30 protein-coding genes are annotated in these 24992 nt (G+C 67.4%); 20 read left to right on the forward strand and 10 right to left on the reverse strand.

Annotated features, from left to right (window positions below; genetic code table 11):
- Positions 1 to 107 precede the first annotated feature (107 nt).
- Positions 108 to 2006 carry a tetratricopeptide repeat protein gene (locus tag ACP69V_RS12655; protein ID WP_426024201.1) on the reverse strand — a complete coding sequence of 633 codons (1899 nt, stop codon included), beginning with the start codon at positions 2004 to 2006 and terminating at the stop codon, positions 108 to 110.
- A gap of 63 nt (positions 2007 to 2069) precedes the next feature.
- Entirely contained in the window at positions 2070 to 3725 is a 1656-nt protein-coding gene (locus ACP69V_RS12660) for an electron transfer flavoprotein-ubiquinone oxidoreductase (RefSeq protein WP_426024709.1), read from the reverse strand.
- A gap of 195 nt (positions 3726 to 3920) precedes the next feature.
- Between ACP69V_RS12660 and ACP69V_RS12665 the strand changes: the two genes are divergently transcribed.
- Both ACP69V_RS12665 and ACP69V_RS12670 read left to right on the forward strand, forming a co-directional pair.
- The gene (locus tag ACP69V_RS12665) at positions 3921 to 4733 is read left to right on the forward strand and encodes a uracil-DNA glycosylase (RefSeq protein WP_426024202.1); all 813 of its coding nucleotides are present in this window, start codon (positions 3921 to 3923) and stop codon (positions 4731 to 4733) included.
- A gap of 84 nt (positions 4734 to 4817) precedes the next feature.
- A complete protein-coding gene (locus tag ACP69V_RS12670; RefSeq protein ID WP_426024203.1) occupies positions 4818 to 6515 on the forward strand; it encodes a lytic transglycosylase domain-containing protein in 1698 nt (565 codons plus the stop codon).
- On the opposite strand, the gene ACP69V_RS12675 is transcribed toward ACP69V_RS12670, so the two are convergent.
- From ACP69V_RS12675 to ACP69V_RS12685, 3 genes are read right to left on the reverse strand one after another with little or no spacing between them, the layout of a single operon-like run.
- Positions 6512 to 6643: a hypothetical protein gene (locus tag ACP69V_RS12675; protein WP_426024204.1), complete on the reverse strand. Its 132-nt coding sequence runs from the start codon at positions 6641 to 6643 to the stop codon at positions 6512 to 6514. The two genes, ACP69V_RS12670 and ACP69V_RS12675, sit on opposite strands and share 4 nt — an antisense overlap.
- A gap of 57 nt (positions 6644 to 6700) precedes the next feature.
- Positions 6701 to 7357 (reverse strand): glutathione S-transferase family protein, encoded by a 657-nt coding sequence (locus ACP69V_RS12680; RefSeq protein ID WP_426024205.1) that lies wholly within the window; start codon positions 7355 to 7357, stop codon positions 6701 to 6703.
- A gap of 30 nt (positions 7358 to 7387) precedes the next feature.
- Positions 7388 to 7708: a DMT family transporter gene (locus ACP69V_RS12685; protein ID WP_425985041.1), complete on the reverse strand. Its 321-nt coding sequence runs from the start codon at positions 7706 to 7708 to the stop codon at positions 7388 to 7390.
- Between the two features lie 153 nt (positions 7709 to 7861).
- Here ACP69V_RS12685 and purB point away from each other — a divergent pair, with 153 nt between their 5' ends.
- From purB to ACP69V_RS12710, 5 genes are all read left to right on the forward strand, one after another.
- On the forward strand, positions 7862 to 9160 hold the full coding sequence (gene purB / locus ACP69V_RS12690; protein ID WP_426024206.1) for an adenylosuccinate lyase: 1299 nt from the start codon (positions 7862 to 7864) through the stop codon (positions 9158 to 9160).
- A gap of 5 nt (positions 9161 to 9165) precedes the next feature.
- Positions 9166 to 9897: a 2OG-Fe(II) oxygenase gene (locus ACP69V_RS12695; RefSeq protein WP_426024207.1), complete on the forward strand. Its 732-nt coding sequence runs from the start codon at positions 9166 to 9168 to the stop codon at positions 9895 to 9897.
- Positions 9894 to 10397, forward strand: a complete 504-nt coding sequence (locus ACP69V_RS12700) for a DNA-deoxyinosine glycosylase (RefSeq protein ID WP_426024208.1) — start codon at positions 9894 to 9896, stop codon at positions 10395 to 10397. The genes ACP69V_RS12695 and ACP69V_RS12700 overlap by 4 nt, the downstream gene beginning before the upstream one ends.
- Before the next feature lie 12 nt (positions 10398 to 10409).
- Positions 10410 to 11252, forward strand: coding sequence for a formyltetrahydrofolate deformylase (gene purU, locus ACP69V_RS12705; protein ID WP_346494063.1), 843 nt, complete (start codon positions 10410 to 10412; stop codon positions 11250 to 11252).
- Positions 11253 to 11358: 106 nt separating this feature from the next.
- The gene (locus ACP69V_RS12710; RefSeq protein ID WP_135194928.1) at positions 11359 to 11991 is read left to right on the forward strand and encodes a fasciclin domain-containing protein; all 633 of its coding nucleotides are present in this window, start codon (positions 11359 to 11361) and stop codon (positions 11989 to 11991) included.
- A gap of 184 nt (positions 11992 to 12175) precedes the next feature.
- On the opposite strand, the gene ACP69V_RS12715 is transcribed toward ACP69V_RS12710, so the two are convergent.
- Entirely contained in the window at positions 12176 to 12499 is a 324-nt protein-coding gene (locus ACP69V_RS12715) for a DUF1476 domain-containing protein (RefSeq protein ID WP_209308033.1), read from the reverse strand.
- A gap of 289 nt (positions 12500 to 12788) precedes the next feature.
- Between ACP69V_RS12715 and purC the strand changes: the two genes are divergently transcribed.
- Genes purC through purQ form a run of 7 tightly spaced genes read left to right on the forward strand, consistent with a single transcriptional unit; the run spans position 12789 to position 16956 of the window.
- Positions 12789 to 13547, forward strand: a complete 759-nt coding sequence (purC, locus tag ACP69V_RS12720) for a phosphoribosylaminoimidazolesuccinocarboxamide synthase (protein ID WP_135194926.1) — start codon at positions 12789 to 12791, stop codon at positions 13545 to 13547.
- Complete coding sequence (gene purS / locus ACP69V_RS12725; protein WP_066550016.1) at positions 13547 to 13783, forward strand: phosphoribosylformylglycinamidine synthase subunit PurS; 237 nt, start codon at positions 13547 to 13549, stop codon at positions 13781 to 13783. The genes purC and purS overlap by 1 nt, the downstream gene beginning before the upstream one ends.
- Positions 13784 to 13827: 44 nt before the next feature.
- Complete coding sequence (locus tag ACP69V_RS12730) at positions 13828 to 14088, forward strand: AbrB/MazE/SpoVT family DNA-binding domain-containing protein (protein ID WP_426024209.1); 261 nt, start codon at positions 13828 to 13830, stop codon at positions 14086 to 14088.
- Complete coding sequence (locus ACP69V_RS12735) at positions 14085 to 14489, forward strand: type II toxin-antitoxin system VapC family toxin (protein ID WP_426024210.1); 405 nt, start codon at positions 14085 to 14087, stop codon at positions 14487 to 14489. The genes ACP69V_RS12730 and ACP69V_RS12735 overlap by 4 nt, the downstream gene beginning before the upstream one ends.
- A gap of 28 nt (positions 14490 to 14517) precedes the next feature.
- Positions 14518 to 14997 (forward strand): YbhB/YbcL family Raf kinase inhibitor-like protein, encoded by a 480-nt coding sequence (locus ACP69V_RS12740; protein WP_426024211.1) that lies wholly within the window; start codon positions 14518 to 14520, stop codon positions 14995 to 14997.
- 60 nt (positions 14998 to 15057) lie between these two features.
- Positions 15058 to 16260: an MFS transporter gene (locus tag ACP69V_RS12745; protein ID WP_426024212.1), complete on the forward strand. Its 1203-nt coding sequence runs from the start codon at positions 15058 to 15060 to the stop codon at positions 16258 to 16260.
- A gap of 33 nt (positions 16261 to 16293) precedes the next feature.
- Positions 16294 to 16956: a phosphoribosylformylglycinamidine synthase subunit PurQ gene (purQ, locus tag ACP69V_RS12750; RefSeq protein WP_426024213.1), complete on the forward strand. Its 663-nt coding sequence runs from the start codon at positions 16294 to 16296 to the stop codon at positions 16954 to 16956.
- Between the two features lie 94 nt (positions 16957 to 17050).
- Here the strand turns inward: purQ and ACP69V_RS12755 are convergent, their stop codons facing one another.
- On the reverse strand, positions 17051 to 17254 hold the full coding sequence (locus ACP69V_RS12755) for a hypothetical protein (protein WP_426024214.1): 204 nt from the start codon (positions 17252 to 17254) through the stop codon (positions 17051 to 17053).
- 57 nt (positions 17255 to 17311) lie between these two features.
- Complete coding sequence (locus ACP69V_RS12760; protein ID WP_426024215.1) at positions 17312 to 17695, reverse strand: hypothetical protein; 384 nt, start codon at positions 17693 to 17695, stop codon at positions 17312 to 17314.
- A gap of 115 nt (positions 17696 to 17810) precedes the next feature.
- On the opposite strand from ACP69V_RS12760, the gene ACP69V_RS12765 reads away from it, so the two are divergent.
- Positions 17811 to 18608 carry a hypothetical protein gene (locus ACP69V_RS12765; protein ID WP_426024216.1) on the forward strand — a complete coding sequence of 266 codons (798 nt, stop codon included), beginning with the start codon at positions 17811 to 17813 and terminating at the stop codon, positions 18606 to 18608.
- Positions 18609 to 18611: 3 nt separating this feature from the next.
- Here the strand turns inward: ACP69V_RS12765 and ACP69V_RS12770 are convergent, their stop codons facing one another.
- Both ACP69V_RS12770 and ACP69V_RS12775 read right to left on the reverse strand, forming a co-directional pair.
- Positions 18612 to 18863, reverse strand: a complete 252-nt coding sequence (locus ACP69V_RS12770; RefSeq protein ID WP_346494078.1) for a Tat pathway signal protein — start codon at positions 18861 to 18863, stop codon at positions 18612 to 18614.
- Complete coding sequence (locus ACP69V_RS12775; protein ID WP_426024217.1) at positions 18860 to 19000, reverse strand: hypothetical protein; 141 nt, start codon at positions 18998 to 19000, stop codon at positions 18860 to 18862. Before ACP69V_RS12775 ends, ACP69V_RS12770 begins: the two co-directional genes overlap by 4 nt.
- 110 nt (positions 19001 to 19110) lie before the next feature.
- Between ACP69V_RS12775 and purL the strand changes: the two genes are divergently transcribed.
- From purL to ACP69V_RS12800, 5 genes are all read left to right on the forward strand, one after another.
- The gene (gene purL, locus ACP69V_RS12780) at positions 19111 to 21348 is read left to right on the forward strand and encodes a phosphoribosylformylglycinamidine synthase subunit PurL (protein ID WP_426024218.1); all 2238 of its coding nucleotides are present in this window, start codon (positions 19111 to 19113) and stop codon (positions 21346 to 21348) included.
- Complete coding sequence (locus ACP69V_RS12785) at positions 21345 to 21782, forward strand: DUF305 domain-containing protein (RefSeq protein ID WP_426024219.1); 438 nt, start codon at positions 21345 to 21347, stop codon at positions 21780 to 21782. The genes purL and ACP69V_RS12785 overlap by 4 nt, the downstream gene beginning before the upstream one ends.
- A gap of 2 nt (positions 21783 to 21784) precedes the next feature.
- Positions 21785 to 22288 (forward strand): hypothetical protein, encoded by a 504-nt coding sequence (locus tag ACP69V_RS12790; RefSeq protein ID WP_426024220.1) that lies wholly within the window; start codon positions 21785 to 21787, stop codon positions 22286 to 22288.
- Between the two features lie 102 nt (positions 22289 to 22390).
- A complete protein-coding gene (locus ACP69V_RS12795; protein ID WP_426024221.1) occupies positions 22391 to 23794 on the forward strand; it encodes a cytochrome P450 in 1404 nt (467 codons plus the stop codon).
- A 71-nt stretch (positions 23795 to 23865) separates the two neighbouring features.
- On the forward strand, positions 23866 to 24942 hold the full coding sequence (locus ACP69V_RS12800) for a glycosyltransferase family 4 protein (RefSeq protein ID WP_426024222.1): 1077 nt from the start codon (positions 23866 to 23868) through the stop codon (positions 24940 to 24942).
- Positions 24943 to 24992 lie beyond the last annotated feature (50 nt).

Here is a 24992-nt window from a genome sequence, read left to right on the forward strand (position 1 = left end):
AGTTCTGTCGCTTGGCAGTGCATTGGACGAGCATCGCTCAACGATCTTACGCATTGTTCGCCCAAAGCACTGGGTCCCCGCTTTCGCGGGGATGAGCGGATTTTAGGTTAGTTCGAAACGCCTTGAGCCGATGGAGTTCCATCCAGTCCATTGGCGATCTTGCGCTCGACATCGGCGCGGCGCTCGGGTTCGGGCTCCAGCACCAGGACGCGGTTCCAAAGCCAGACCGCCTCGCGTTCGCGGCCCACCCGCCAATAGGCGTCGCCGAGGTGGTCGTTGATCTCGGCGTTGGACGGCTCCTTGTCGACGGCCTGTTCCAGGGTGTCGACGGCGGTTTCGAATTGGCCCTGTTTGAACTGCGCCCAGCCCAGCGAATCCTGGATGTTGCCGTTTTCGGGTTCCAGCGCATGGGCGCGGGCGATCATCTCGGCGCCCTCCTGAACCCGCAGGCCCTTGTCCACCCACAGATAGCCCAGGTAATTCAGCATGTCGGCGTCGTTGGGCGCGGTCTGGAGCGCGGCCCACAGCTCGGCCTCGGCCTCGGGCGTGCGGCCCAGGGCCTCAAAGGCGGCGCCGCGCAGGAAGTGGACGCTGGCGCCCTGATCGGCGGTGTTCAGCACCGGCCCGTCCAGCAAGATCAGCGCCTCGTCATGCTGTTTCAGCTGCATCAACTGCCCCGCCAGAACCAGGGCGATCCGACGATCGTCGGGGCTGGCGGCGGCGGCGCGACGCAGTTCGGCCAGGGCGTTGTCCGACTGGCCGTCCTCTTCCAGAGCAATGGCCAGCTGGGCGCGGGCGGCGGCGTAGAGCTGGGGATCGTCGGTGCCTACGCGCGAAAGGGCGCTGCGGGCGGCCGACTTCAGACCGGCGCGCGACAGGACCTGGGCTAGCTGGAACTCGGTCTCGTCGTCATCGTGCAGGTTCTGCGCGAGCCGCAGATAGACGGCGGCGAACTCATTGCCGCGCTCGGCCGACGCCTGGGCGGCGGCGGTGATCAGGCCCTGGGCCGCGCCTTCGCGGAAATCGGGCAGGACCGGGGGCCGACCGCCGTCGCGCACCCGCTGCAACGCACGGACGACGCCGGGATCGACCGGTTGCACCGCGATCGCGGCCTCATACAGGGCGATGGCGTCGTCGCGACGCCCGCGCCGTTCCATGAACTCGCCATAGGGGCGTTTGAACAGGGCGCCGACCCCGGCCACGTCGGCGGCGGCCTTCAGCTCGACCTCGGCCTCGGCATAGTCGCGGCGCTTTTCCAGCAGGGCAGCGCGGTTCATGCGGGCGAAGGCCAGGGTCAGCGGATCGCCGCTGATCGGGGCGGGCTGAAGCGCACGGCTCCAATCCCCGGCCGCCGCCGCGATCCACGGCGCGACCAGCAGGCCGGCGCGGGCATGGGGGGCGCCGATGGGTTGCTGGGCCAGGGCGGTGTTGGGCGTCCTGGCGTCGCCGCGCACGAAGTCCTGAACCAGCCGGACCAGGCGTCCGCCCTCGACGAAGGCGGGCGAGGCCGTCACATCGGTGGGCGCCAGCGCCGCCGCGACGTCCAGATCGCCGGTCAGCAGTGCCGAGGTGAAGGCCTGTTCGCGCACGCGCGGCTGCTCGGGAACCAGTTGCTCGGCCTGCGCCAGATAGTTCGAGCCGACTGCACCCTCGCCCTGCATCAGAGCCAGCTTGCCCGCCAGATACAGGCCATAGGCGCTGCGGCCCTCGGCGTTGGTGGGGATCGGCGCCCAGACCGCGGGGATCGGCGGGGTGACCGGGGTGTCGGTGATGATGATGAAGGGATCGGACGCAGCGTCCTGGCTGGACGGCGCCTGATCCGAAGGCGCCTGGCCCGGCGTCGGCTCGCCTGGCTTGAGGATGATCGCCGGAGGATGGGTTTCCGGCGTAGGCGCGGCAGGCGGGGTTTCCTGTGCGCCGGCCTGCCCGGCGGCGGCCAAGGCGAGAACGGTCAGGGAGGCGGCGAACAGACGCGAATGAGGAGGGCGCGAACGGGAGGCGATCATGCCTCGACCCTTCACGCTTTTGCGGCGGCGGGCAAGGGCGGAACGCGCCCCTGCCCCGTTCCGTCACATGTTCGGATAGTTGGGACCGCCGCCGCCCTCGGGCGTGGTCCAGACGATGTTCTGCGACGGATCCTTGATGTCGCAGGTTTTGCAGTGGACGCAGTTCTGGGCGTTGATGACGAAACGCGGATCGGTCTTGGCGACCTCGTCGGCATAGACGACCTCGTAAACGCCCGCCGGGCAGTACAGCCGCGCCGGCTCGCCGTATTTGGGCAGGTTGACCTGGATCGGCTTGGACGGGTCCAGCAGTTTCAGGTGCGCGGGCTGGTCCTCGGCGTGGTTGGTGTTGGAGATGAACACCGACGACAGCTTGTCGAACGACAGCTTCCCGTCCGGCTTGGGATACTTGATCTCCTTGTGATCGACGGCCAGCCCGGTCGAGGCGGCGTCGGTCTTCTCGTGCTTCAGCGTCGGGATCGGCGACCAGCCGCCCAGCAGGGTCCGGCACCACATGTCGAACATGCCGAACGCCCCGCCCAGGGTCGTGCCGAACTTGGACAGCAGGGGCTTGGCGTTCTTGACGACCGACAGCTCCTTGTAGACCCAGCTCTTTTCGAAGGCGGTCTGGTATTCGACCAATTCGTCGCCGCCGCGCCCGGCCTGAACCGCGTCATAGGCGGCGTCGGCGGCCAGCATTCCGGTCTTCATCGCATTGTGGCTGCCCTTGATGCGGGGCACGTTCACGAAGCCGGCGGAACAGCCGATCAGGACGCCGCCGGGGAAGCTGAGCTTCGGAATCGATTGCAGCCCGCCCTCGGTGATGGCGCGGGCGCCGTACGAAACACGCGTGCCGCCTTCCAGATGCGGGGCGATGGACGGGTGGTGCTTGAACCGCTGGAACTCGTCGAACGGCGACAGGAACGGGTTCTTGTAGTTCAGGTGAACGACATAGCCGATGGCCACATAGCGGTCGCCGAAGTGATACAGGAAGCTGCCGCCGCCGGTGTGTTCGTCCAGGGGCCAGCCGGTGGTGTGCTGGGCCAGGCCGGGCTGATGCTGTTCGGCGGGCACCTGCCACAGCTCCTTCAGGCCGATCCCGTACTTCTGGGGCGACTTGCCGTCCTGGAGCTTGTGTTTGGCGATGATGGTCTTGGCCAGGGAGCCGCGCACGCCCTCGGCGATGAAGACATATTTGCCGTGCAGTTCGATGCCCGGCTGGAAGTCGCCGGTCGGCTTGCCCTCGCGGTCGATGCCGAACACGCCGGCGACGACGCCCTTGACCCGACCCGTCTCTTCTTCCCAGACCACGTGGCTGGCGGCCATGCCGGGATAGACCTCGACGCCCAGGGCCTCGGCCTGTTCGCCCAGCCAGCGTGTGACATTGCCCAGAGAGGCGATGTAGCAGCCGTGATTGTGCATGAAGGGCGGCAGGAGGGGCATGGGCAAGGACGCCTCGCCCTGCGGACCCAGCAGCAGGAACTTATCCTTGGTGACCGGCGTCTCCAGCGGCGCGCCGCGTTCCTTCCAATCGGGGAACAGCTCGTTCAGCGCCTTGGGATCGATGACCGCGCCCGACAGGATATGACCGCCGACCTCGGCCGCCTTTTCCAGCACCGCAACGGTGATGTCCTTGCCGTCCTTTTCCGCGCGCTGCTTCAGGCGGATGGCGGCCGATAGGCCGGCCGGGCCGCCGCCGACGATCACGACATCATATTCCATGACCTCGCGTTCGACGCCGTCCAGCGCCTGCAGCGGCGGCAGATTGTCGATGATCGCTTCCTGACGGGCGTTCTCCGCGCCGCCTTCGATGGCTTCTTCGGCCATGATTTCCCCTGAATCCCGGTTGTCTGTGTGGTTATGCCGCTTATCGGAAGGTGACGCGAGGGCGGTCAAGGCTTATCGGTAGCCCGAGACATGAACGCACAACCCCATGACATCGCTGCAGTCGAAAGCCTGCTCGCCTTCTGGCGGGATGCGGGGGTGGACGCCTGCTATGGCGATGCGCCCGTCGACCACACCCATGTGGCCCCGCCGCCGGCGGTCAAAGCCGTGCAGAAGGCGACCGCCTCGGTCGTCATGCCGCTGGCGGGCGCCAACGCCGAGGACGCCATCGCCGAGGCGCGAAGACTGGCGGCGGGCGCGGCGACGCTTCAGGATCTGGCGGCGGCCGTCGCGGCCTTCGAGGGTTGCCCCCTGCGCGGCATGGGCGCGACCCAATCGGTGTTCGGGCGCGGCAATCCCAACGCCTCGGTCATGATCATCGGCGAAGGCCCCGGCGGGGACGAGGACCGGGCCGGCCAGCCCTTCGTCGGCAAGGCGGGCCAGTTGCTGGACCGGATGCTGGCGGCGGCGGGCCTGACCGACAAGGTCTTCATCACCAACACCGTCTTCTGGCGCCCGCCCGGCAATCGCACGCCCAGCCCGCAGGAGCAGGCGGTCTGCGCCCCCTTCGTCGAACGCGCCTTCGCCCTGTTGCAGCCCAAGGCCGTCCTGCTGCTGGGCGCGGCCTCGGCCAAGTCCGTGCTTCAGGCCGAAGAGGGGATCATGAAGCTGCGCGGCAATTGGAAGGAATGGCGTCTGCCGGAGGGCGCGGTGTCCGCCCCCGTCATGCCGACCCTGCATCCGGCCTTCCTGCTGCGTCAGCCCCAGGCCAAGCGTCAGGTGTGGAGCGACCTGCTGTCGCTGGCCGTTCGCCTTGAAACGGACTCGGTTGAAGAACAAGGCTAATCGCGGCATGCTGGCATGCTGACGACCGATCGCCATACACGCGCCCGTACCTTACGCGCGTCGCCAACGAGGGGGCCGCCGCTTATGTTTCTGTTCCGCCGCGCGTTCCTCGCGCCGACGCTTGCTGTCGCCTTCAGCGCCCTGGCGGGCGCGGCCATCGCCGAAACGCCCTACGCATCAACCGCCGAATCGAGCGCCGGTTCCAATCGGCTCTCGGCGCTCAGCTCTGCGGACCGCATCTCCTACACCACCGCCTTCGACGCCCTGCGGCGCGGCGACATCGAGACCGCCCGCGCCTCGGCGCGCCAGGCGCAGGACCGGGTCCTGCTGGGTCAGGTCGAGTTCGAAAGCCTGTTCCACCCCGACCACGTCGCCACCTACGAAGAGCTGACGGCCTGGCTGGAGACCTATTCAGACCTGCCGTGCGCGGACCGCGTCTATACGCTGGCTCTGCGTCGTCGCCCCGACGGCGCGCCCGAGCCGGTGCGACCCGGCGGCGTGATCGGACGCACCTGGAACAGTCTGGTGACGGCTGTCTCGGGCGGCGGCGGGGTCGACGATCCGGCGAAGGCGGCGCGCGTCGCCTACAACAACGACGACCTGACCGGCGCCTCGGCCATGGGCCGCCAGATCGGCGACTGGTGGACGGTCGGCCTGGCCGAATGGCGGCTGGGCCAGTTCCACGAATCCTTCGCCGCCTTCGAGCGGGTGGCCAATGATCCGACCGAAGACCCCTGGGTCCGCGCCGGCGCCGCCTACTGGACCGCGCGCGCGGCCGGCCAGTCGGGCCGTCAGGATCGGGTGACCGACTATCTGCGCCTGTCGGCCCAGTGGCCCGCCACCTTCTATGGTCAGATAGCCCTGCGTCAGTTGGGCGAGGAACCGACGATCGAGAACATGGGCCCGCGCGCCTATGAGGCCGAGCCGCGCCTGCGCCGCGCCGCCTATGTGCCCCAGAGCGCCGTCGTCGAGCCGACCGCCCTGGAAGCCTTCGTCCAGGCCGACGCCCGCGCCAAACGCACCGTCGCCTTCTATGAGGTCGGACGCCGCGCCGACGCCGAGACCGAGCTGCGTTCCGGCCTGCGCACCGCCGTCGGCGATGCGGCCAAGATGTGGACCGCCCTGGCGCGCGCCATCATGCCCGTCGGCAATGCGGACGCGACCCGCATCGACGCCACGCGCTATCCGATGCCGGACCTTGCGCCCGAAGGCGGTTTCGTCATCGAGAAGGCGCTGGTCTATGCGCTGGCGCTGAAAGAAACCGACTTCAATCCCAACGCCCGCTCCAGCGTCGGCGCCTATGGTCTGATGCAGGTCATGCCGACGACGGCGGCCGAGATGACGGGGGATCGCACCTTCGTTTCCGACCCGTCAAAGCTGCTGGTTCCGGCGGTGAACATGCGTCTGGGCCAGACCTACATCAACCGGATGCTGGCCCTGCCGGCCTTCCAGGGCGACCTGCTGCGGGCCGTGGCCTCCTATAACGCCGGGCCGGGGCCGATGCTGTCGGCAGTGCGCAAGCTGGGGCCGGACGCCGATCCCCTGCTGCTGATCGAGACCATCGACGTGCCCCAGGCGCGCGATTACGTCGAAAAGGTCATGGCCAGCTACTGGATCTATCAGCGCCTGTTCGGCGGCCCGCTGAAGACGCTGGACGCCCTGGCCTCGGGCGCCCGGTCCGTGCCCATGGCTCTGGACTATGTCGCGCCTCCGCCCCAGGCACAGCCGGGGGCCCAGCCGGTGCTGATCGCCGAAGCGACCACCGTCGCCGGCGCGCGCTAGAAGACCGTAAACAGCAGGCTGGCCCAGAAGGCCGCGCCGATCAGGGCTGCAAGACCATAGCCCATCACTGGATGAATGCCGCGCGAGGCGGGTTCGGCCGGATCGGTCCGCAGGGTCGGGCTCTTCATGCCTCACAGATAACGGCGTCCGCTTAACGCCGCGTCAGCCGGGATGGTTTTCGCCCGTTAAGCCCCCGTCGAAGCCAGGGCGTCGGCCTCCCACTGGCGAAAGTCGGGATGGACCAGCAGGGTGTCGGCATAGGCCTGGGCCGTCCCGTCGTCGCCGTGGGCCGCCAGGTCCAGCTGGAAATGGCGAATGCGGGCGGCGACCGGCGTGAAGAAGGCGTCCGGCACAGACCATTCTCCGAACAGATAGGGCCCGCCGCCTCCGAACCGGTCCCGCATGCCCCGCCACAGTTCGACGATGCGGCGCAGATCCTTGTCCAATCCCGGATGTTGCGGCGCGGGGGCCCGGCTGGGGCCGACCATCCAGTGATCGGGTCCGGTCGAACAGGCAGTTCGCAAGGCGGTGAAACCCCCGTGCATCTCGCAGGCCGCGGACCGCGCCAGCCAACGTGCATGGGCGTCGGCGGGCCAGAGGCGGGCTTCCGGATAGCGTTCCGCCGCCCATACCGCGATGGCCATCGAGTCCCAGATCACCTCGCCGTCGACCTTCAACACCGGCACGAGGCCGGATGGCGAATGCTCACGAATCCGACGACCCGTGTCGGGCTGGTTCAGCGGCACGACGATCTCGTCGAACGACGCGCCGCAGTGTTTCAGCACCAACCAGGGTCGCAGCGACCATGTCGAATAGGCCTTGTCGCCGATCACCAGTTCCATGTCGTCCTCACCTTGGAAACGTGGCGACCATCAATGGCTGGACGCCAGCTTCAGCACAACCAGTCCCGAGGCCACCAGGACCACGCCCGCGATCCTGAGCGGCGTCAGCGGCTCGCCCAGGAAGACCGCTCCGACCACGAAGGCGCCCACCGCCCCGATCCCGGTCCAGATGGCGTAGGCCGTGCCCAGCGGCAGGGTCTTCATCGCCATCGACAGCAGGCCGAACGATCCGATCATGAAGACCAGCATGCCGACGGTCGGCCAGGGCTTGGTGAAACCCGCCGACGCCTTCATCAGAAAGGCCCAGACGACTTCGAGCAGGCCGGCGAAAAGAAGGAATACCCAGGCCATGACGTTCTCCCTTGCATGGCGAGCCGGGTCGTCCCGGCGGTCATGCCCAATGAAGGGAGAGGTCGTCCTCTGAGCGGATATCTGGGACAAGCCGGCGGGAAGTCAAGCGACGAACCTTGACTCTGAAGCCCTTGAGACCGACACGACCGGCCCATGATCACGCGCTATTCCCGCCCCGTCGCCGCCGCCATCTGGTCGCAAGAGACCAAGTACAAGATCTGGTTCGAGATCGAGGCCCACGCCGCCACCAAGATGGCCGAGCTGGGCGTCATCCCGCAGGACGCGGCCGACGCCATCTGGGCCAAGGGCAAGGACGCGACCTTCGACGCCGACCGCATCGACGAGATCGAACGCACCACCAAACACGACGTCATCGCCTTCCTGACCCATGTGTCGGAAATCGTGGGTGAGGAAGCCCGCTTCCTGCACCAGGGCATGACGTCTTCGGACGTGCTGGACACCTGTTTCGCGGTCCAGCTGGCCCGGTCGTCGGACCTGCTGATCGACGGCGTCGACCGCGTCCTGGCCGCGCTGGAGAAACGCGCCAAGGAGCATAAATACACCCCGACCGTCGGCCGCAGCCACGGCATCCACGCCGAGCCCGTGACCTTCGGCCTGAAGCTGGCCGGCTATCATGCCGAGTTCCAGCGCGCCAAACGCCGCCTGATCACCGCGAAGGAAGAGATCGCCACCTGCGCCATCTCGGGCGCCGTGGGCACCTTCGCCAATGTCGATCCGGCGGTCGAACAGTATGTCGCCGACCAGATGGGCCTGCAGGTCGAGCCGGTCTCGACCCAGGTCATCCCGCGCGACCGCCACGCCGCCTTCTTCGCCGCCCTGGGCGTCGTGGCCTCGTCGGTCGAACGCCTCGCCGTCGAGATCCGCCATCTGCAGCGCACCGAAGTGCTGGAAGCTGAGGAATTCTTCGACAAGGGCCAGAAGGGCTCGTCGGCCATGCCGCACAAGCGCAACCCGATCCTGACCGAGAACCTGACCGGCCTGGCCCGTCTGGTCCGTTCGGCCGTGACGCCCGCGATGGAGAACGTCGCCCTGTGGCATGAGCGCGACATCAGCCACTCGTCGGTCGAGCGCGGCATCGGCCCCGACGCCACCATCCACCTGGACTTCGCCCTGCAGCGCCTGGCGAACGTGGTCGAGCGGCTGAACGTGTACCCTGAGAACATGCAGAAGAACATCGACCGCCTGGGCGGTCTGGTGCACTCGCAACGGGTCATGCTGGCCCTGACCCAGGCCGGCATCTCGCGCGAAGACGCCTATGCCGCCGTGCAGGAGAACGCCATGAAGGTCTGGCGCGGCGAAGGGGTCTTCATCGACTTCCTGAAGGCCGATGCGCGCGTCACTCTGCCTGCGGAACAGCTCGAAGCCCTGTTCGACCTCGACTACCACACCAAGAACGTGGACGTGGTGTTCAAGCGGGTGTTCGGAGACTGAAGGCCATGAGCGAGCGCACGATCCGGCTCAATCCCCGGCTCGATCCCCGCGACTATGCGGCGGCCTATGCGCGCGACGGCATGGTGCAGGTGCCAGATCTGCTGGACGAGGCCAGCGCCGAATGGCTGGAACTGGCGCTTGAACACGATACGGCCTGGAGTCTGGCGCTGCCCACGGCGAAGGGCGGGGAGTTGATCTCTCCGCAAGAGATGGCGGCGCTGGGCCGGGACGAACTGAACGCGCGCGTCCAGGCCGCCCTGCGCAAGGGCCGCGACGGCTTCTCCTTCGTCTATCTGGCCTATCCCGTCATCAAGGCTTTCCTGACGGGTCAAGACCAGGGGCATGCGACCCACGTCCTGATCCAGTTCTTCAACGACACCCCCTTCATCGAGTTCGCCAAGGCGGTCACCGGCGAGACCGCCCTGACGAAGATCGATGCCCAGGCCACCTGGTTTCGCCCCGGCGACTTCCTGACCCTGCACGACGACACCGACCAGGGTCAGCGTCGTGCGGCCTATACGCTGGGCCTGTCGCGCGACTGGCGCTCGGACTGGGGCGGTCAGTTGATGTTCCACGATGCGAACGGCGACATCGAGCGCGGCCTCAAGCCGGGCTTCAACGTCTGGACCGTGTTCAAGACGCCCCGCATGCACTCCGTCGCGCCGGTGGCGGGATACGCCGGCGGCAAGCGACGCTCGATCACCGGCTGGCTGCGCGACGACCCGCCGGTCAAATGACCGACGCCGGGCGAAAGCGCGCCTTTGAACCCGTCGTCGCCCCCGATGCCCAGGTTGTGATCCTTGGAAGCCTGCCGGGTGCGGCCTCGCTAGCCGCCGCACGCTATTACGCCCATCCGCGCAACGGCTTCTGGCCCCTGATCGGCGGGGTGCTGGGCGAAGACCTGGCCGACCTGCCCTATGAACAGCGCCTCGAACGGTTGAAGGCGCGCGGCGTCGGTCTGTGGGACGTGATCGCCTCGGCGGAACGGTCGGGCAGTCTGGACGCGGCGATCCGCTCGCCCGAGGCGGCCGATCTGCGGGGTCTGGTCGAAAGCCTGCCGAACCTGCGGGCCGTGGCTTTCAACGGCGGGCTGGCGGCCAAGCTGGGGCGGCGAATCTTACGGGAGTTGGAGGGCGTCGCCCTGGTCGATCTGCCGTCGTCCAGCCCGGCTCATGCAATATCCTTGTCGGCAAAGGCGGACAGCTGGGCCATACTGGGGAAGTTTCTCCCCGGATAAGCCTGCCGCCTGATGATCCTGACCCTTTCCTGCCCCGACCGCCACGGCATCGTCGCGGCCGTTTCCGCCTTCTTGCTGGAGCGGGACGCCAACATCTCCGACGCGCAACAGTTCGGCGACGCCTCCAGCGCCACCTTCTTCATGCGGGTGGTGTTCGAACCGGCAAAAGGCGACCCGGAGGCGGCGATCCGCGCAGCCTTCACACCCTTGGCCGAGCGGTTCGCCATGGACTGGACCCTGCGCGGTTCCGCGCCGCGCCGGGTGATGATCCTGACCTCCAAGTTCGATCATTGTCTGGCGGACCTGCTGTACCGGTGGCGCATCGACGAACTGCCCATGCAGGTGACGGCGGTCGTGTCGAACCACCCGCGCGAACTGATCGGCCATGTCGACCTGGGCGACCTGCCCTTCCATCACCTGCCGGTCAGCGCCGCCGACAAACCGGCGCAGGAGGCCGAACTGCTACGGCTGATCGAGGAGACGGGAACCGAGCTGGTCGTGCTGGCGCGCTACATGCAGATCCTGTCCGACGACCTCAGTCGCAAGTTGGAGGGGCGTTGCATCAACATCCACCACTCCTTCCTGCCCGGCTTCAAGGGCGCCCGTCCCTATCACCAGGCCCATGCGCGCGGGGTGAAGGTGATCGGCGCCACCGCCCACTACGTCACCCCCGATCTGGATGAAGGCCCGATCATCGAACAGGACGTGGAGCGGATCAGCCACCGCGACACGCCCGAAGATTTGATCCGCAAGGGGAGAGATATCGAGCGCCGCGTCCTGGCGCGCGCCGTTCGTCGTCACCTGGAAGACCGCGTTTTGCTGCACGGCACAAAGACGGTGGTGTTCGAAGACTGAATGGTGAAGCTGCGATGTCTTGTCGCGCGGCATGCATCCATTGTGCGGTCTCGCGCGTAACGTTCCCGTTACCGCCTTGAGAGCGGCCCAAAGGGAACGAAACACAATGACCAATCTTCGCAATCTCATGCTTGTCGCCGTATCCGGCGGCGCGCTGATGGCGCTGGGCGCCTGTGGCAACAACGAACCGGCCGCCACGACCCCGGCGGAATCGACCGCCATGGCTCCGGCCGAGGGCGCCGCCATGGCCCCCGCGACCGATCCGATGGTCGGCGGCGCCGCCATGAGCCCCAACGAGACCATCGTCGCCAACGCCTCCAAGGCGTCGAACCTCAGCACCCTGGTGTCGGCCGTGACCGCCGCCGGTCTGGTCGAGACGCTGCAGGGCCCCGGTCCCTTCACCGTCTTCGCGCCTGACAACGCCGCCTTCGAGAAAATCCCCGAGGCGACGCGCACCAGCCTGATGCAGCCGGCGATGAAGGCCGACCTGACCAAGATCCTGACCTATCACGTGGTCGCCGGTCGCCTGACGGCCGCCGACATCGCCGCCCAGGCCCAGGCCAACGGCGGAACCGCCACGCTGAAGACGGTTCAGGGCGAAGAACTGAAGGTTTCGGCCGGCCCGAACAACACCTGGGTCATCACCGACGCCAAGGGCGGCACGTCCACGATCACCCAGGCCGACGTGGGTCAATCCAACGGCGTGGTCCACGTCGTGGACACGGTTCTGATGCCGTAAAAAATAATTTGGTTTCGGGCGGAAACGCCTGAAACCAAATCTCGGCGCTCGTGTTCTTCAAGGGCGCGAGACGCAAACTACGCCGGGTGAGACATCCCCCAACGTCCCCGGCAAAAAGAAAGGGCCGCACTTTCCCCCGGGTGCGGCCCTTTCGAATTCTCAGTAATCAGCCCGAAGGCCTGAACTATTCGCCGGCGCGAATGCCTTCGCGGGCGATCGAGGCCAGTTCGTCGATCTTGGAGCGAATCTCGCCTTCCGACACAGACAGGCCCGAGGCCTTGAAGTCGCCGGCGACCTTGCGGAACACGTCCTCGTCGCCCGGCTGCTCGAAATCGGCGCGCACGACGGCGGCGGCGTACTGATCCGCGCTCTCGCTCGACAGGCCCATCTTTTCGGCAGCCCAAAGGCCCAGCATCCGGTTGCGCCGGGCGATGGCCTTGAATTCCTGCTCCTGATCGAGGGCGTATTTAGCCTCGAAGGCCTTTTCCCGATCGTCGAAGGTCGTCATTTCGCTCAGCAAAGCTCCGTCCACCCCGCTAACGTCGGGGCAAGCGCCGTCTATAGACCGCCCGTCCATGAACGCAACCTGACTTCAGTCGCGCAGGCGTCCTGTCCCCAACCATTCCATCCGTCGCCATCCTCATTTGTATCGGGGGCCGCCTTCGGCTAAGGAGACGCCGAACGAGATTGACTGCCCGAACGATTCCGAAACGCGCCGCCAGGACCGGGTCTTCCCCATCCAAAAATGGCCGCGCGATTTTTGTTTCTGGAGGGCGCCCGTAAGCCGGGACCGGACCATGAACAGCAAGCGCAAGAAGATCTACGAAGGCAAGGCCAAGATCCTGTACGAAGGACCCGAGCCCGGCACCCTGATCCAGTATTTCAAGGACGACGCCACTGCGTTCAACGCGCAGAAGAAGGCCGTCCTCGAAGGCAAGGGCGTGGTCAACAATCAGATCAGCGAATTCATCATGTCGCGCCTGAACGGCATCGGCGTGACCAACCACTTCATCAAACGCCTGAACCTGCGCGAACAGCTGATCCGCGAAGTCGAGATCATCCCGCTGGAAGTCGTCTGCCGCAACATCGTCGCCGGCTCCATGAGCCAGCGCCTGGGCATCGAGGAAGGCACGCCCCTGCCCCGCTCGATCATCGAATTCTACTACAAGAAGGACGAGCTCAACGACCCGATGGTCACCGAGGAGCACATCACCGCCTTCAACTGGGCCTCGACCCAGGAGCTGGACGACATGCTGGCCATGACGGTGCGCGTGAACGACTATCTGTCGGGCATGTTCAGCGCAGTCGGCATCACCCTGGTCGATTTCAAGATCGAGTTCGGCCGCGTTTGGGAAAACGACTTCAGCCGCGTTCTGCTGGCCGACGAAATCAGCCCCGACAGCTGCCGCCTGTGGGACACCACCACCGGCGAGAAGCTGGACAAGGATCGCTTCCGCCGCGACCTGGGCAATGTCATCGAAAGCTACACCGAAGTCGCGCGTCGCCTGGGCATCATGAAGGGCATGCCGACGGTGATCCAGGGAGGGCTGCATTAATGGCTAAGGTCAAGGTTCACGTCTTCCTCAAGCCCGGCGTCCTGGACGTCCAGGGCAAGGCCGTCGAAGGCGCCCTGCAAGGCCTGGGCTGGTCGGGCGTCTCGAACGCTCGCGTCGGCAAGCTGATCGAGTTCGACCTCGCCGGCGCCGAAGACCCGCAAGGCGAAGCCAAAAAGATGTGCGAGCAACTGCTCGCCAATACGGTGATCGAAAGCTACCGCATCGAGGCGGCCTGACTCCGACCGTTGAATGTAATGCATGATCGCATTACATTGACAAAATGACCACGCTGACCGTCACGAGCCGAGGCCAGGTCACCTTCCGCAAGGAGGTGTTGCAGCATCTCGGCATACAGCCAGGGCAAAAGATCCGTCTGGATCTGCTACCTGACGGCCGCGCGGAGCTCAGCGCCGAACAGATGAAGGGCTCCTGGTCCGATCTATCCGGGTTCCTGAAGGGCCGGACAAACGGCGCGCGCCTGTCGATCGAAGAGATCGGCGCCCTGACCGCGCAGGCCGGCGCGGACCCCGAGAAGCCGTGAACATCACCGCCGACACCAATGTCCTGTTGCGGGCCGTCGTCGGCGACGACGAAGATCAGCAGCGTCTGGCGGTCGAGGCCCTGGAGACCGCAGATCGGGTCGCGGTCAGCACCCAATCCCTGTGCGAGTTCGCCTGGGTTCTGGCGCGGGGTTATCGCGCCTCTCGCGAGGACATCGCCACCGCCATTCGCCGCTTGCTGGACATGCGCAATGTTTCGGTGGATCGCCCCGCGGCAGAGGCCGGTCTCGCTGTGCTGGAAGCGGGCGGCGATTTCGCGGACGGCGTAATCGCCCATGACGGCCAATGGCTGGGCGGGGAAACCTTCGTCTCGTTCGACGTTCAGGCGGTGCGGCTCTTGGATCGCAGCGGCGTGAAAGCGCGCCTCCTGTCCGCCGCCTGATTTCTGCATTGCCGAGAAAGCGCCTCAGATGACCTTCACCCTCACCTCCACCGATATTCAGGACGGCGGCGTGCTGCCGGACGCCCAGGTTCACGCCAAGGGCAACCAGTCGCCGCACCTCGCCTGGTCCGGCGCGCCGGAGGGGACAAAGAGCTATGCGATCACCTGCTACGATCCCGACGCGCCGACCGGCTCGGGTTTCTGGCACTGGACCGTCGCCAACCTCCCCGCCGATGTGACCGAGCTGGAGGCGGGAGCCGGATCGTCCGGTGGGCATCTGCCGCACAGCGCCATCCAGGGCCGCACCGACTTCGGCCAGGCCGGCTTCGGCGCCGCCGCCCCGCCTCCTGGCCATGGTCCGCACCGCTACATCTTCACCGTCTTCGCCGTGGATGTGGAAAGCCTGGACGTCACGGCCGACAACTCGGGCGCCGTGTTCGGCTTCAACCTGCACTTCCACACCCTGGCCAAGGCCTCGATCACCGCGACCTACGAAAACAAAGCGTGATCGGTGTCGGGCGGCGTCGCCCTTGTCGTGTCATGAACGCTGATTAGTTTGCAGCGCAACATGACAGACGCCGCCCTCGACCCCGCCCTTCCCGTCCGCTCGCGCGGGGCGGTCGCCCTCGTGCTGATCGCCCTGGCCATGGGCGGTTTCGCCATCGGCGTGACCGAGTTCGCGGCCATGAGCATCCTGCCCGACTTCGCCGCCGGCCTGGGTGTCGATGCGCCGACCGCCGGCCATGTCATCAGCGCCTATGCCGCCGGCGTGGTGGTGGGGGCGCCGATCCTGGCGGTGCTGGGGGCGCGGCTGCCGCGCTGGCATCTGCTGATCGGCTTCATGGCCCTGTTCGCCATCGGCAATGTGCTCAGCGCCCTGGCGCCCACCTATGGCTGGATGCTGGTGTTTCGTTTCCTCAGCGGCCTGCCGCACGGGGCCTATTTCGGGGTGGCGGCCCTGGTCGCGGCCTCCATCGTGCCGCTGCATTTCCGCACTCGGGCGGTCTCGACCATCCTGATGGGACTGACCGTCGGGACGGTGCTGGGCGTGCCCGTCGTCAACATCATCAGCCATGCCTATGGCTGGCGCTGGACCTTCGCCATCGTGGGTGTGCTGGCCGTGATCACCATGGCCCTGGTCGCCCTGTTTGCACCGCGCGATCCGGCCCACCCCGACGCCAGTCCCTGGCGGGAACTGGGCGCCTTGAAGCGGAGCCAAGTCTGGCTGACGCTGGGCGTCGGCGCCGTCGGCTTCGGCGGCATGTTCGCGGTCTATGCCTATCTGGCCTCGACGCTGCAGGCGGTGACGGGCGTGGGGGCCGAGGTCCTGCCCTGGGTGTTCGCCGTCTTCGGGGTCGGCATGTTCCTGGGCAATATTTTGGGCGCCTGGGCGGCCGACCATGTGGGGTTCAAGGCGGCCGGCGGCCTGTTGCTGTGGAGCGCGGCGGCTCTGGCGCTGTATCCCATGGCGGCGTCCAACCTGTGGGCCGTGATGGGCGTCGTCTTCCTGATCGGCGGCGGCGGCGGCCTGGGCTCGGTTTTGCAGACGCGGCTGATGGATGTCGCCGGCGACGCCCAGACCCTGGCGGCGGCGCTGAACCATTCGGCCTTCAACACCGCCAACGCCATCGGCCCGCTGCTGGGCGGCATGGCCATCGCCGCCGGTTACGGCTGGACCTCGACCGCCTGCGTCGGCGTCGGCCTGTCGTTGGGCGGGTTCGCTATCTTCCTGGTCGCCTGGCTGACGGGTCGGTCGCGCGTGACGGCCTGACAAGCCAAAAGAACCCTGCTAAAGGGCCGCGCCATGAGCGCAGCCGTCATCGTCTTCCCCGGTTCCAACTGTGATCGCGACTGCAAGGTCGCCGTCGAACGCTCCACCAGCGAGCCCGTCTCCATGGTGTGGCATGCCGAAACAGAACTGCCCAAGGGCCTGGACCTGATCGTCATTCCCGGCGGCTTTTCCTATGGCGACTATCTGCGCTGCGGCGCCATGGCGGCCCAGTCGCCGGTGATGCAGGCGGTCAAGCAAGCTGCTGACAATGGCGTCGCCGTGGTCGGCATCTGCAACGGCTTCCAGATCCTGTGCGAGGCCGGCATGCTGCCGGGCGCCCTACTGCGCAACAAGGGTCTGAAATACGTCTGCAAGCCCATCGCCCTGACCGTCGCCAACGGCCAGACGCGCTTCACCGCCGGCTATCAGGGCCAATCCGAAGTGACCATGACCCAGGGCAACGGCGACGGAAACTTCTTCGCCGACGCCGAGACCCTGGCCCGGATCGAGGGCGAGGGCCAGGTGGTCTTCCGCTACGTCGACAACCCCAACGGCTCGGTCAACGACATCGCGGGCATCCAGAACGCACGCGGCAATGTGCTGGGCATGATGCCCCACCCCGACCGCGCCTTCGAGGCCGAACTGGGCTCGGCCGACGGCGCGACGCTGTTCCAAAGCATCTACGCGGCGGCTTGACGGCAACGGCAGCTGGCAGACTCAGCGAGGACGCCTCTCGGCGGCTGCATTATCCGCTTCGCCGTCAACTTGAAGATGGAGCCTGACGGCCGTCTCAGATGTCCTTGATCTGAGACCGACCGTCGGACAGGTCGGCGGCCTGGCCGTCCTCGTCTGCGTCTTCTGACGCCTTTTCGCCGGCCTCGCGCTGGGCGGCCAGTTCGCGGGCGCCGACGCCGAGGCCCTGTTCGATGGCCCGGTTGGCTTCGACCTCTTCTTCGAGCGAGGGCGTGGTGTTGTCTGTGTCGGAATCGGCCATGGGGTCTTCCTGTGTTGAAGGCTGACCCTGACAACCGTTCGGTCGCAGCGATTGTTCCTATCGACCGAAAAACGGCTCCAGGCTGGCGCGCGACAGGGGGCGGAAGATCAGGAACTGGCCGCCGACGGTCACGGTGATCTCGTATGCCTGTGGGCGCTGCAGCAGGGCGGGGTCGTCCAGCGAGACCACGCGACCCGAGGCGATGTCGCGCGCATCCAGCGGCGGCAGGGTCGGTCGACCATTGGCCGAGGACAGGGCCGCCATGAAAGCCCGCACCTCATTGGCCTGTTGCTCGGGCGTCAGGGCGGAACGGACGCGGGTCCATGCCGTCTGCACCGGCGTCGTCAGGGTCGAGACGGTTTGCGCCCGCCCTTCGCCCGCCACCGCAAGGGCGGCGAAGGCGACGAGGCACAGGCAAAGAAGGCGAACCTTTATCGTCATGCCTGCAGGATGAGGCCGCCGGCAGCCAATGCAAGCTTCACTTTTATAGCGTGATGGATGAACCTTCTGGCGGTCCGGCGCGTAAAGGGCCGACAAGCGTCGCACTGGAACCCGAATGTCCTCCATCATCCGCCCCACACCGCGCCAGCGCACCCGTCGTCTGGTCGTCCTGGCCGCCGCCCTCTTCGCCATCGTCGTGCCCCTGGTTCAAAACCTGGCCGGCCTGGGCCTGACGCAGGCTGAGTTCGCCGCAGACGGCAACACCACCCTGCGCGTCGCCGGATACGCCTTCTCGATCTGGGGTCTGATCTATGTCGGCATCCTGGCCTATGCGATCCGTCAGGCCCTGCCTCAGACCGGCGAGAGCCCGCTGCTTAACCGGATGGGCCTGCCGTCCGCCGTCGCCTTCTTCGGCATCGGCTTCTGGATCATCGTGGCGGCCATGAACCTGAAGGCCGCCAGCGTGGCCGTGATCTTCGCCTCGCTGATCGCCCTGCTGCTGCCGTTGCTGGCCGTCTCTGGCCATATCCGCGCGCTGCGGCTGATGGATCGTGAGCGCATCCTGCTGGTCTGGCCCCTGGCGGCCCTGGCCGGCTGGCTGACGGTGGCTGCGCCGCTGAACCTGATCACGACGGTGACGGCCTTCGACGCCCTGCCCGCCGCCCTGTCGCCCAGCCTGTGGGCCATCGTCGCCATCGTGGCGGTCGTGGTCGTCGCCCTGGGGGCGACGGCGGTTCTGCGGACGATGGCCTATCCGCTGCCGACCGCCTGGGGCCTGCTGGGCGCCTTCGTCGCCGAACAGGCGGACAAGCCCGCTGTCGCCTTCACCGCCCTGGCCGGCGCCATCGTCCTGCTGGTCGGCGGACTGCTGCTGACCTTCCGCCTGCGGCCGGGCGTCGAACGCGCCCGCTAAGGCTCACGGTTTCGGCGTATCGGTGACGGCGTCGTCCTGAGGGTCGTGATCGTCGGCGCCGACGTCGAAGGCGCCGCTTTCATCGAAACCGACGCTGCCGACCCCGACCGCCGAACCCGTCAGACGCTGACGACGGCTGGCCATTGCGGCCTCTGGCGCGGCGGCGTCCATCTCTGCGGTCGTTTCAGGATCGTTCGAACGGTCCATCTGCTGGCCCGAGGCCGGCGTGATGCGGTCGGTGTGGGGTTTGCTCATGCCGCGTCCTCCTCGGTGTCGTCGGCCTGTTTCTGGGCCTTTTCGGCCAAGGCGGAGGCGCCGGCGTCGTCGGCGGCGATCTCGGGCAGGTCGTCGTCTTCGGCTGTTGCGGCGGGGTCGATGGGGGTGTCGGTCATGGCGGCTCCTGTGGCTGTCGTCGGAATCAACCGTTCGCGATGTTCGATGTTCCCCGATCTTGCGCCGGGCGGGCTGACATTTGGCCCATCTGCGGCTAGAAGCGCCGCCCATGAGCGCTCCTGAAAAGACCCCCGTCAAAACGATGGCCGAACTGGCCGCCGAATACGGCCTGGCCCCGAACGAATATCAGGTCGTCCTAGACCGGCTGGGCCGAGAGCCCAACCATGTCGAACTGGGCGTCTTCTCGGTCATGTGGTCCGAGCACTGCTCGTACAAATCGTCCAAGATCCACCTGGGCAAGTTCCCGACCACCGGCGAGCGGGTCATCTGCGGGCCGGGCGAGAACGCCGGGGTGATCGACATCGACGACGGCGACGCCTGCATCTTCAAGATGGAGAGCCACAACCACCCCTCCTACATCGAACCCTATCAGGGCGCGGCGACGGGCGTGGGCGGCATCATGCGCGACGTCTTCACCATGGGCGCGCGCCCGGTGGCCCTGCTGAACGCCCTGCGCTTCGGCGATCCGTCGCACGAAAAGACCAAACGCCTGGTCAAGGGCGTCGTCTCCGGCATCGGCGGCTACGGCAACTGCGTCGGCGTGCCGACCGTGGCGGGCGAGACCAACTTCCACGCCGGCTACAACGGCAACATCCTGGTCAACGCCATGTGCGTGGGCCTGGCCAAGTCGGACAGCATCTTCTATTCGGCCGCCCCCTCGGCGGGCCTGTCGGTGGTCTATTTCGGGTCCAAGACCGGCCGCGACGGCATCCACGGCGCGACCATGTCCTCGGCCGAGTTCGACGACGAGTCGGAATCGAAACGCCCCACCGTCCAGGTCGGCGACCCCTTCGCCGAGAAACTGCTGATCGAGGCCACCCTCGAACTGATGGCCTCGGGCGCCGTCGCCGCCATCCAGGACATGGGCGCGGCCGGCCTGACCTCCTCCTCGGTCGAAATGGCCGGCAAGGGCGGCGTCGGCATCGAGCTGAACATGGACGCCGTGCCCCAGCGCGAAGAGGGCATGACCGCCTATGAAATGATGCTGTCGGAAAGCCAGGAGCGGATGCTGGCGGTCCTCAAGCCCGGCCGCGAGGCCGACGGCGAACGCATCTTTAAGAAATGGGGCCTGGACGCCGCCACCATCGGCGTCACCACCGACACCGGCCGTCTGGTGCTTAAGCATCGCGGCGAGACCGTCTGCGACGTACCCCTGGCGCCCCTGTTCGACGACGCGCCCCTGTACGACCGCCCCTGGGTTCAGCCTGAGCTTCAGCCCAGGCTGAACCCTTCCGACGTCCCCGCGCCCGAGAACTGGGCCGATGCGGTGATGAAGGTTATCGCCTGCCCCGACATGGCCTCCAAGCGCTGGATCTGGGAACAGTATGACCGCCACGTTATGGCCGACACGCTTCAGGACTCGGCCACGGGCGCCGACGCCGGCGTGGTCCGCGTCCACGGCACGGACAAGGGTCTGGCCGTGACCAGCGACTGCACCCCCCGCTATGTCCAGAACGACCCCTACGAGGGCGGTAAACAGGCCGTGGCCGAGGCCTGGCGCAACCTGACCGCCGTCGGCTCGCGTCCCATCGCCATCACCGACAATCTGAACTTCGGCAACCCGCAGCGCCCCGAGATCATGGGCCAGATCGTCCGCGCCATCGACGGCATGGCCGAGGCCTGCCGCGAACTGGTCTTCCCGGTCGTTTCGGGCAACGTCAGCCTGTATAATGAGACCAACGGCGTCGCCATTCCGCCGACCCCGACCGTCGGCGCCGTGGGCCTGCTGCCCAACTATGATGTCGTGACCAACTTCTCGACCATGGCGGCGGGCGATACGCTGGTCCTGATCGGCCAGACCGTCGGCGAACTGGGCGCCTCCATCTATCTGCGCGAAGTGCTGGGCCGCCAGGACGGCGCCCCGCCCCCCGTCGACCTGAAGCTGGAAAAGAAGACCGGCGACTTCGTGCGCGACCTGATCGAGGCCGGCGACCTGACCGTGGTCCACGACTTGTCCGACGGCGGCCTGATCGGCGCCGCCGCCGACCTGGCCCTGGCTTCCGACGTCGGCGTGACCCTGGACGCCTCCAGCGCGACGCACGCCCATATCTTCCTGTTCGGCGAGGACCAGGCCCGTTATCTGGTCGCCGTGCCCGACGCCGACGCCCTGATCGCCAAGGCCCAGGCCGCCGGCCTGCACGCCTCGGTCGTCGGCCACGCCGGCGGCGACGCCTTCGGCTCCAAGGGCGACAAGGGCGACAAGGGCGAACTGTTCAGCATCCCCGTCGCCCACCTTCGCGAATGGCACGAAGGCTGGATGCCGGGCTGGCTGGGCGACGCCGCATGATCCGCGTTCTCGCACCGCTCGCTCTGCTCGGTCTGCTGGCCGCCTGCGACGGCGGCGGCGACCCGGTGCAGCAGGCGCTGCGCGACACATCGGCCGCCAACCATGCGGCAGCGACCCGCACCACGGCCGAGACCCAGGCCGCCGGCCACGCCGGTCACGCCAAGTCCGGCCCTACGCCCGGCGATCAGGCCTTCGCCGCGTCCGAAGCCGAGATGCACGAGAAGATGGCCGCCGCATCCGGCCAGACGGTCGATCAGGCCTATGTCGCCAAGATGATCGCCCACCACGAAGGCGCCGTCGCCATGGCCGAAGTCGCCTTGCGCGACAGCCGCGACCCCGAAATCCGCCGCATGGCCCAGAGCGTCGTCGATACCCAGACGCGCGAGATCGCCGAAATGAAGGCCTGGGCGCCGACCTCCCCTCCGGCCAACTGAGGATGAGCAAGGGTCCCTATCTCGGCGGTGGAAAACGGGCGGGTCCCTCCAAGGCCAAGGCGGCGCCGACTGGGCGCTCGCGGGCGCAGAAGCCGGAACGGCCTGCCGGACGCCCGTCGTCCCAGCCGTCACAGATCACCAGAGACGAGCTGAAGCATTTCGCCTTTCGCGATCGCTCCAAGGAGGCGTTCCTGGACGAGCTCGACCCTCTGCTCCGCGCCTGTTTCAAGGGCGGCTTCACCCGACCCAACGAGGTCGCCGGCCTGCTGAACAAGTCGGGGAAGACAACCGCATGCGGCCAGCCGTGGACGCCGCACCTTGTCTGGGGTCTTCAACGCTTTCTGTTCGAGCGACGCGAAAAGAAGAGAGCCTCTCAAACGGCTCCCGCAGCGGCGACGGCCCCTGTTTCGAAGCCCGCACCCCCAAGCCAACGCGCGAAGGATTTGGCCGCTGAAGACATGGCGCGGCTGCTCGGCGCCATCGGCAGGGCGCGGCCGTCGCGTTGACATCGCGCTGGTCCAAGGTCCTGCATGAACGCATGCAGCAGATCGAACGTTTCAGGGACGATGCGCCCGGCTGAGCCGGCGACTTGCTTAAGGGACGGTCCTATGGACGCGACGACGGCCGACACCATCTTCCGCCCCGCCATACCGCCCCGACGGACGGGCAAGCCCCTGTCGCTGCTGCCCTTCCTGTGGATCAGCTGGCGCGATCCGATCCAGATGTGGTCGCAGCGACATTTCACCGAGCCGCAACTGCACGGCAACAGCGCCTTCGGCGAAATCCTGGTGGTCAGCCACCCCGAGGGCGTCCGCCACGTCCTGACCGAGAACGCCGCCAACTATGTGAAGGGCGACCTGCAACGCCGCGTCCTCGGCCCCATGCTGGCCGAAGGCCTGCTGCTGACCGAGGGCGACACCTGGCGCCGCGCCCGCCGCATCCTGGCCCCGCTCTTCACCCCCGCGAAAATGGCCACCCTGAACGCCCGCATGGCCGAGGTCTGCCAGGCCCGCGTCGCCGGCTGGTCCCTGTCCGCGCGCGGACGGGTGCTGGATATCGATAGCGAGATGTCCGGCCTGACCTTCGACATCCTGTCGGCCACCATGTTCTCCGACGAGTTGGGCGGCGAGGCGCGCGGGTTCGAGCGCGCCCTGAACCAGTTCCTGGCCAACGGCGCCCGCATCGATCCGCTCGACGTGCTGGGCGCCCCGGACTGGGCGCCGCGTCTGGGCCGCCTGGCCAGCTTCCGCTCGGCCCGCTTCTTCGAACAGCGCGTCACCACACTGGTCGAGGCCCGCCGCACCCAAATCGAGAGTGGCATCGAAGCTGGCGACGCCCCGCCCGACGACCTGCTCAGCGCGCTTCTGCTGGCCCGCGACGAGAACGGCGGTCCCGGCCTGAGCGACGAAGAGGTCGCCGCCAACATCCTGACCTTCATCCTGGCGGGTCACGAGACCACCGCCCGCGCCCTGGGCTGGACCCTGCACCTGCTGTCGCGCCAGCCCGAATACCTGGCCCAGCTTCAAGCCGAAGCCGACGCCTTCGACGTCTCCGATCCCAAATGGGCCGACGCCCTGCCCTGGACCCGCGCCGTGCTGGACGAGACCATGCGCCTGTTCCCGCCCGCCCCGACCATGGCCCGCAAGGCCCTGGCCGACGACGAGATCGGCGGCCAGCCGATCAAGGCCGGCGCCACCGTCATCATCTCGCCGTGGATCCTGCAACGCCACAGCCTGCTGTGGGACGACCCCGACGCCTTCAAGCCGGAACGTTTCCTGCCCCAGAATCGCAAATCCATCGACCGTTACGCCTACATCCCCTTCAGCGCCGGCCCCCGCGTCTGCATCGGCGCCGCCTTCGCCGTTCAGGAGGCGATGATCGCTCTCGCCGCCATCCTGCGCGCCGGCGAAGTCGAGCCCCTGACCACCATCGAGCCCCGCCCCGTCCACCAGATCACCCTGCGCAGCCGCGAGCCGATGCGATTGCGGCTAAGGGCGCGGCGTCGCCCCTGACGTGAACAAGACCGTCGCGGCCGGACGCCAAACCGCCTATAGGCCGCGACAACGCCTCTTCGGATGACACCTTGCGCATCGCCGTCCTGCTGCCTCCAGGCTGCCTCTTCTCGGAAGCTCGACCCAATTCGATGGAGACGGTCGTGCGCACGCTTGCGGTCTCGAACGGGCCCGACGAGACGCAGATCTTCTGCTGCGAGGGGGCCGACGACCACAAGGCGCCGGGCGTCGTCGCCCTGCCGGGCCGCGACCGCGAGCGCGCGCTGATCTCCGCGCTACAGGCGTTCCAGCCGGACCTGATCGAATACCACCAGCATGTGAAACAGGCCCTGGCCGTCTCGTCCCGCTTCCCCGACGCCGCCCATCTTCTGTATCGGCACAACGCGTTCAAGCCGGCCAGACATGCGCTGGACCGCTGGCGTTACGCCTCGCGTTACGCCCGCATGGACGGCATCGTCTTCGTCAGCGAGGCCGAGCGGCTAGCTTTCGGGCGCGCCTATCCCCGCTTCGCCGACCGCGCCTACGCCGTGCCCAACGCCATCGACGCCGCATCCTGGTTCGCCCCGGTCGAGGATCGTCAGCCGGTCATCGCCTTCGCCGGTCGCGCCATGCCGGAAAAGGGTCTGGACGTGCTGTGCGCCGCCCTGCCCCAGGTACTGGACGCCCACCCCGACTGGCGCGCCGTGCTGATGCTGAACGACTGGGACAGGCACGCCGAATGGGCCGCGCCCCATATCGCCCCGCTGGACCGCTACGGCGCCCGCGTCACGGTCCTTCGGTCCGCTCCCTTGGCCGACGTCCGCGAACAGATGCAGTCGGCGGCCATCGCCGTCACCCCCTCGGTCTGGGCGGAGGCGTTCGGCCTGACGGCGGTCGAGGCCCATGCGGCGGGCGCGGCTCTGATCTCGTCGGGTCGCGGCGGACTGCGCGAGGCCAGCGGCGAGCACGCCCTCTATGTCGATGCGGTCACGCCGCAGAGCCTGGCCCAGGCCATGGACCAGCTGATCCGCAACCCGCAAGAACGGGCGACCCTGGCGCGAGCCGGCCAGCGCTACGTCATGGAAACCCACACCCCGGCCCGACGCGCCGCCGAACTGGCGCAGGTCCGCAGCACCCTGGTGCAGGCCCGCCAGCGGTTGGCGGCCTGACGTCAGCCCATCGAATTTGCCGGGCGTTCAAAGAGGTCCCAACCGCCAGC

It is taken from the genome of Brevundimonas sp. PWP3-1b1, assembly GCF_049896065.1.
GTDB lineage: Bacteria > Pseudomonadota > Alphaproteobacteria > Caulobacterales > Caulobacteraceae > Brevundimonas > Brevundimonas intermedia_B.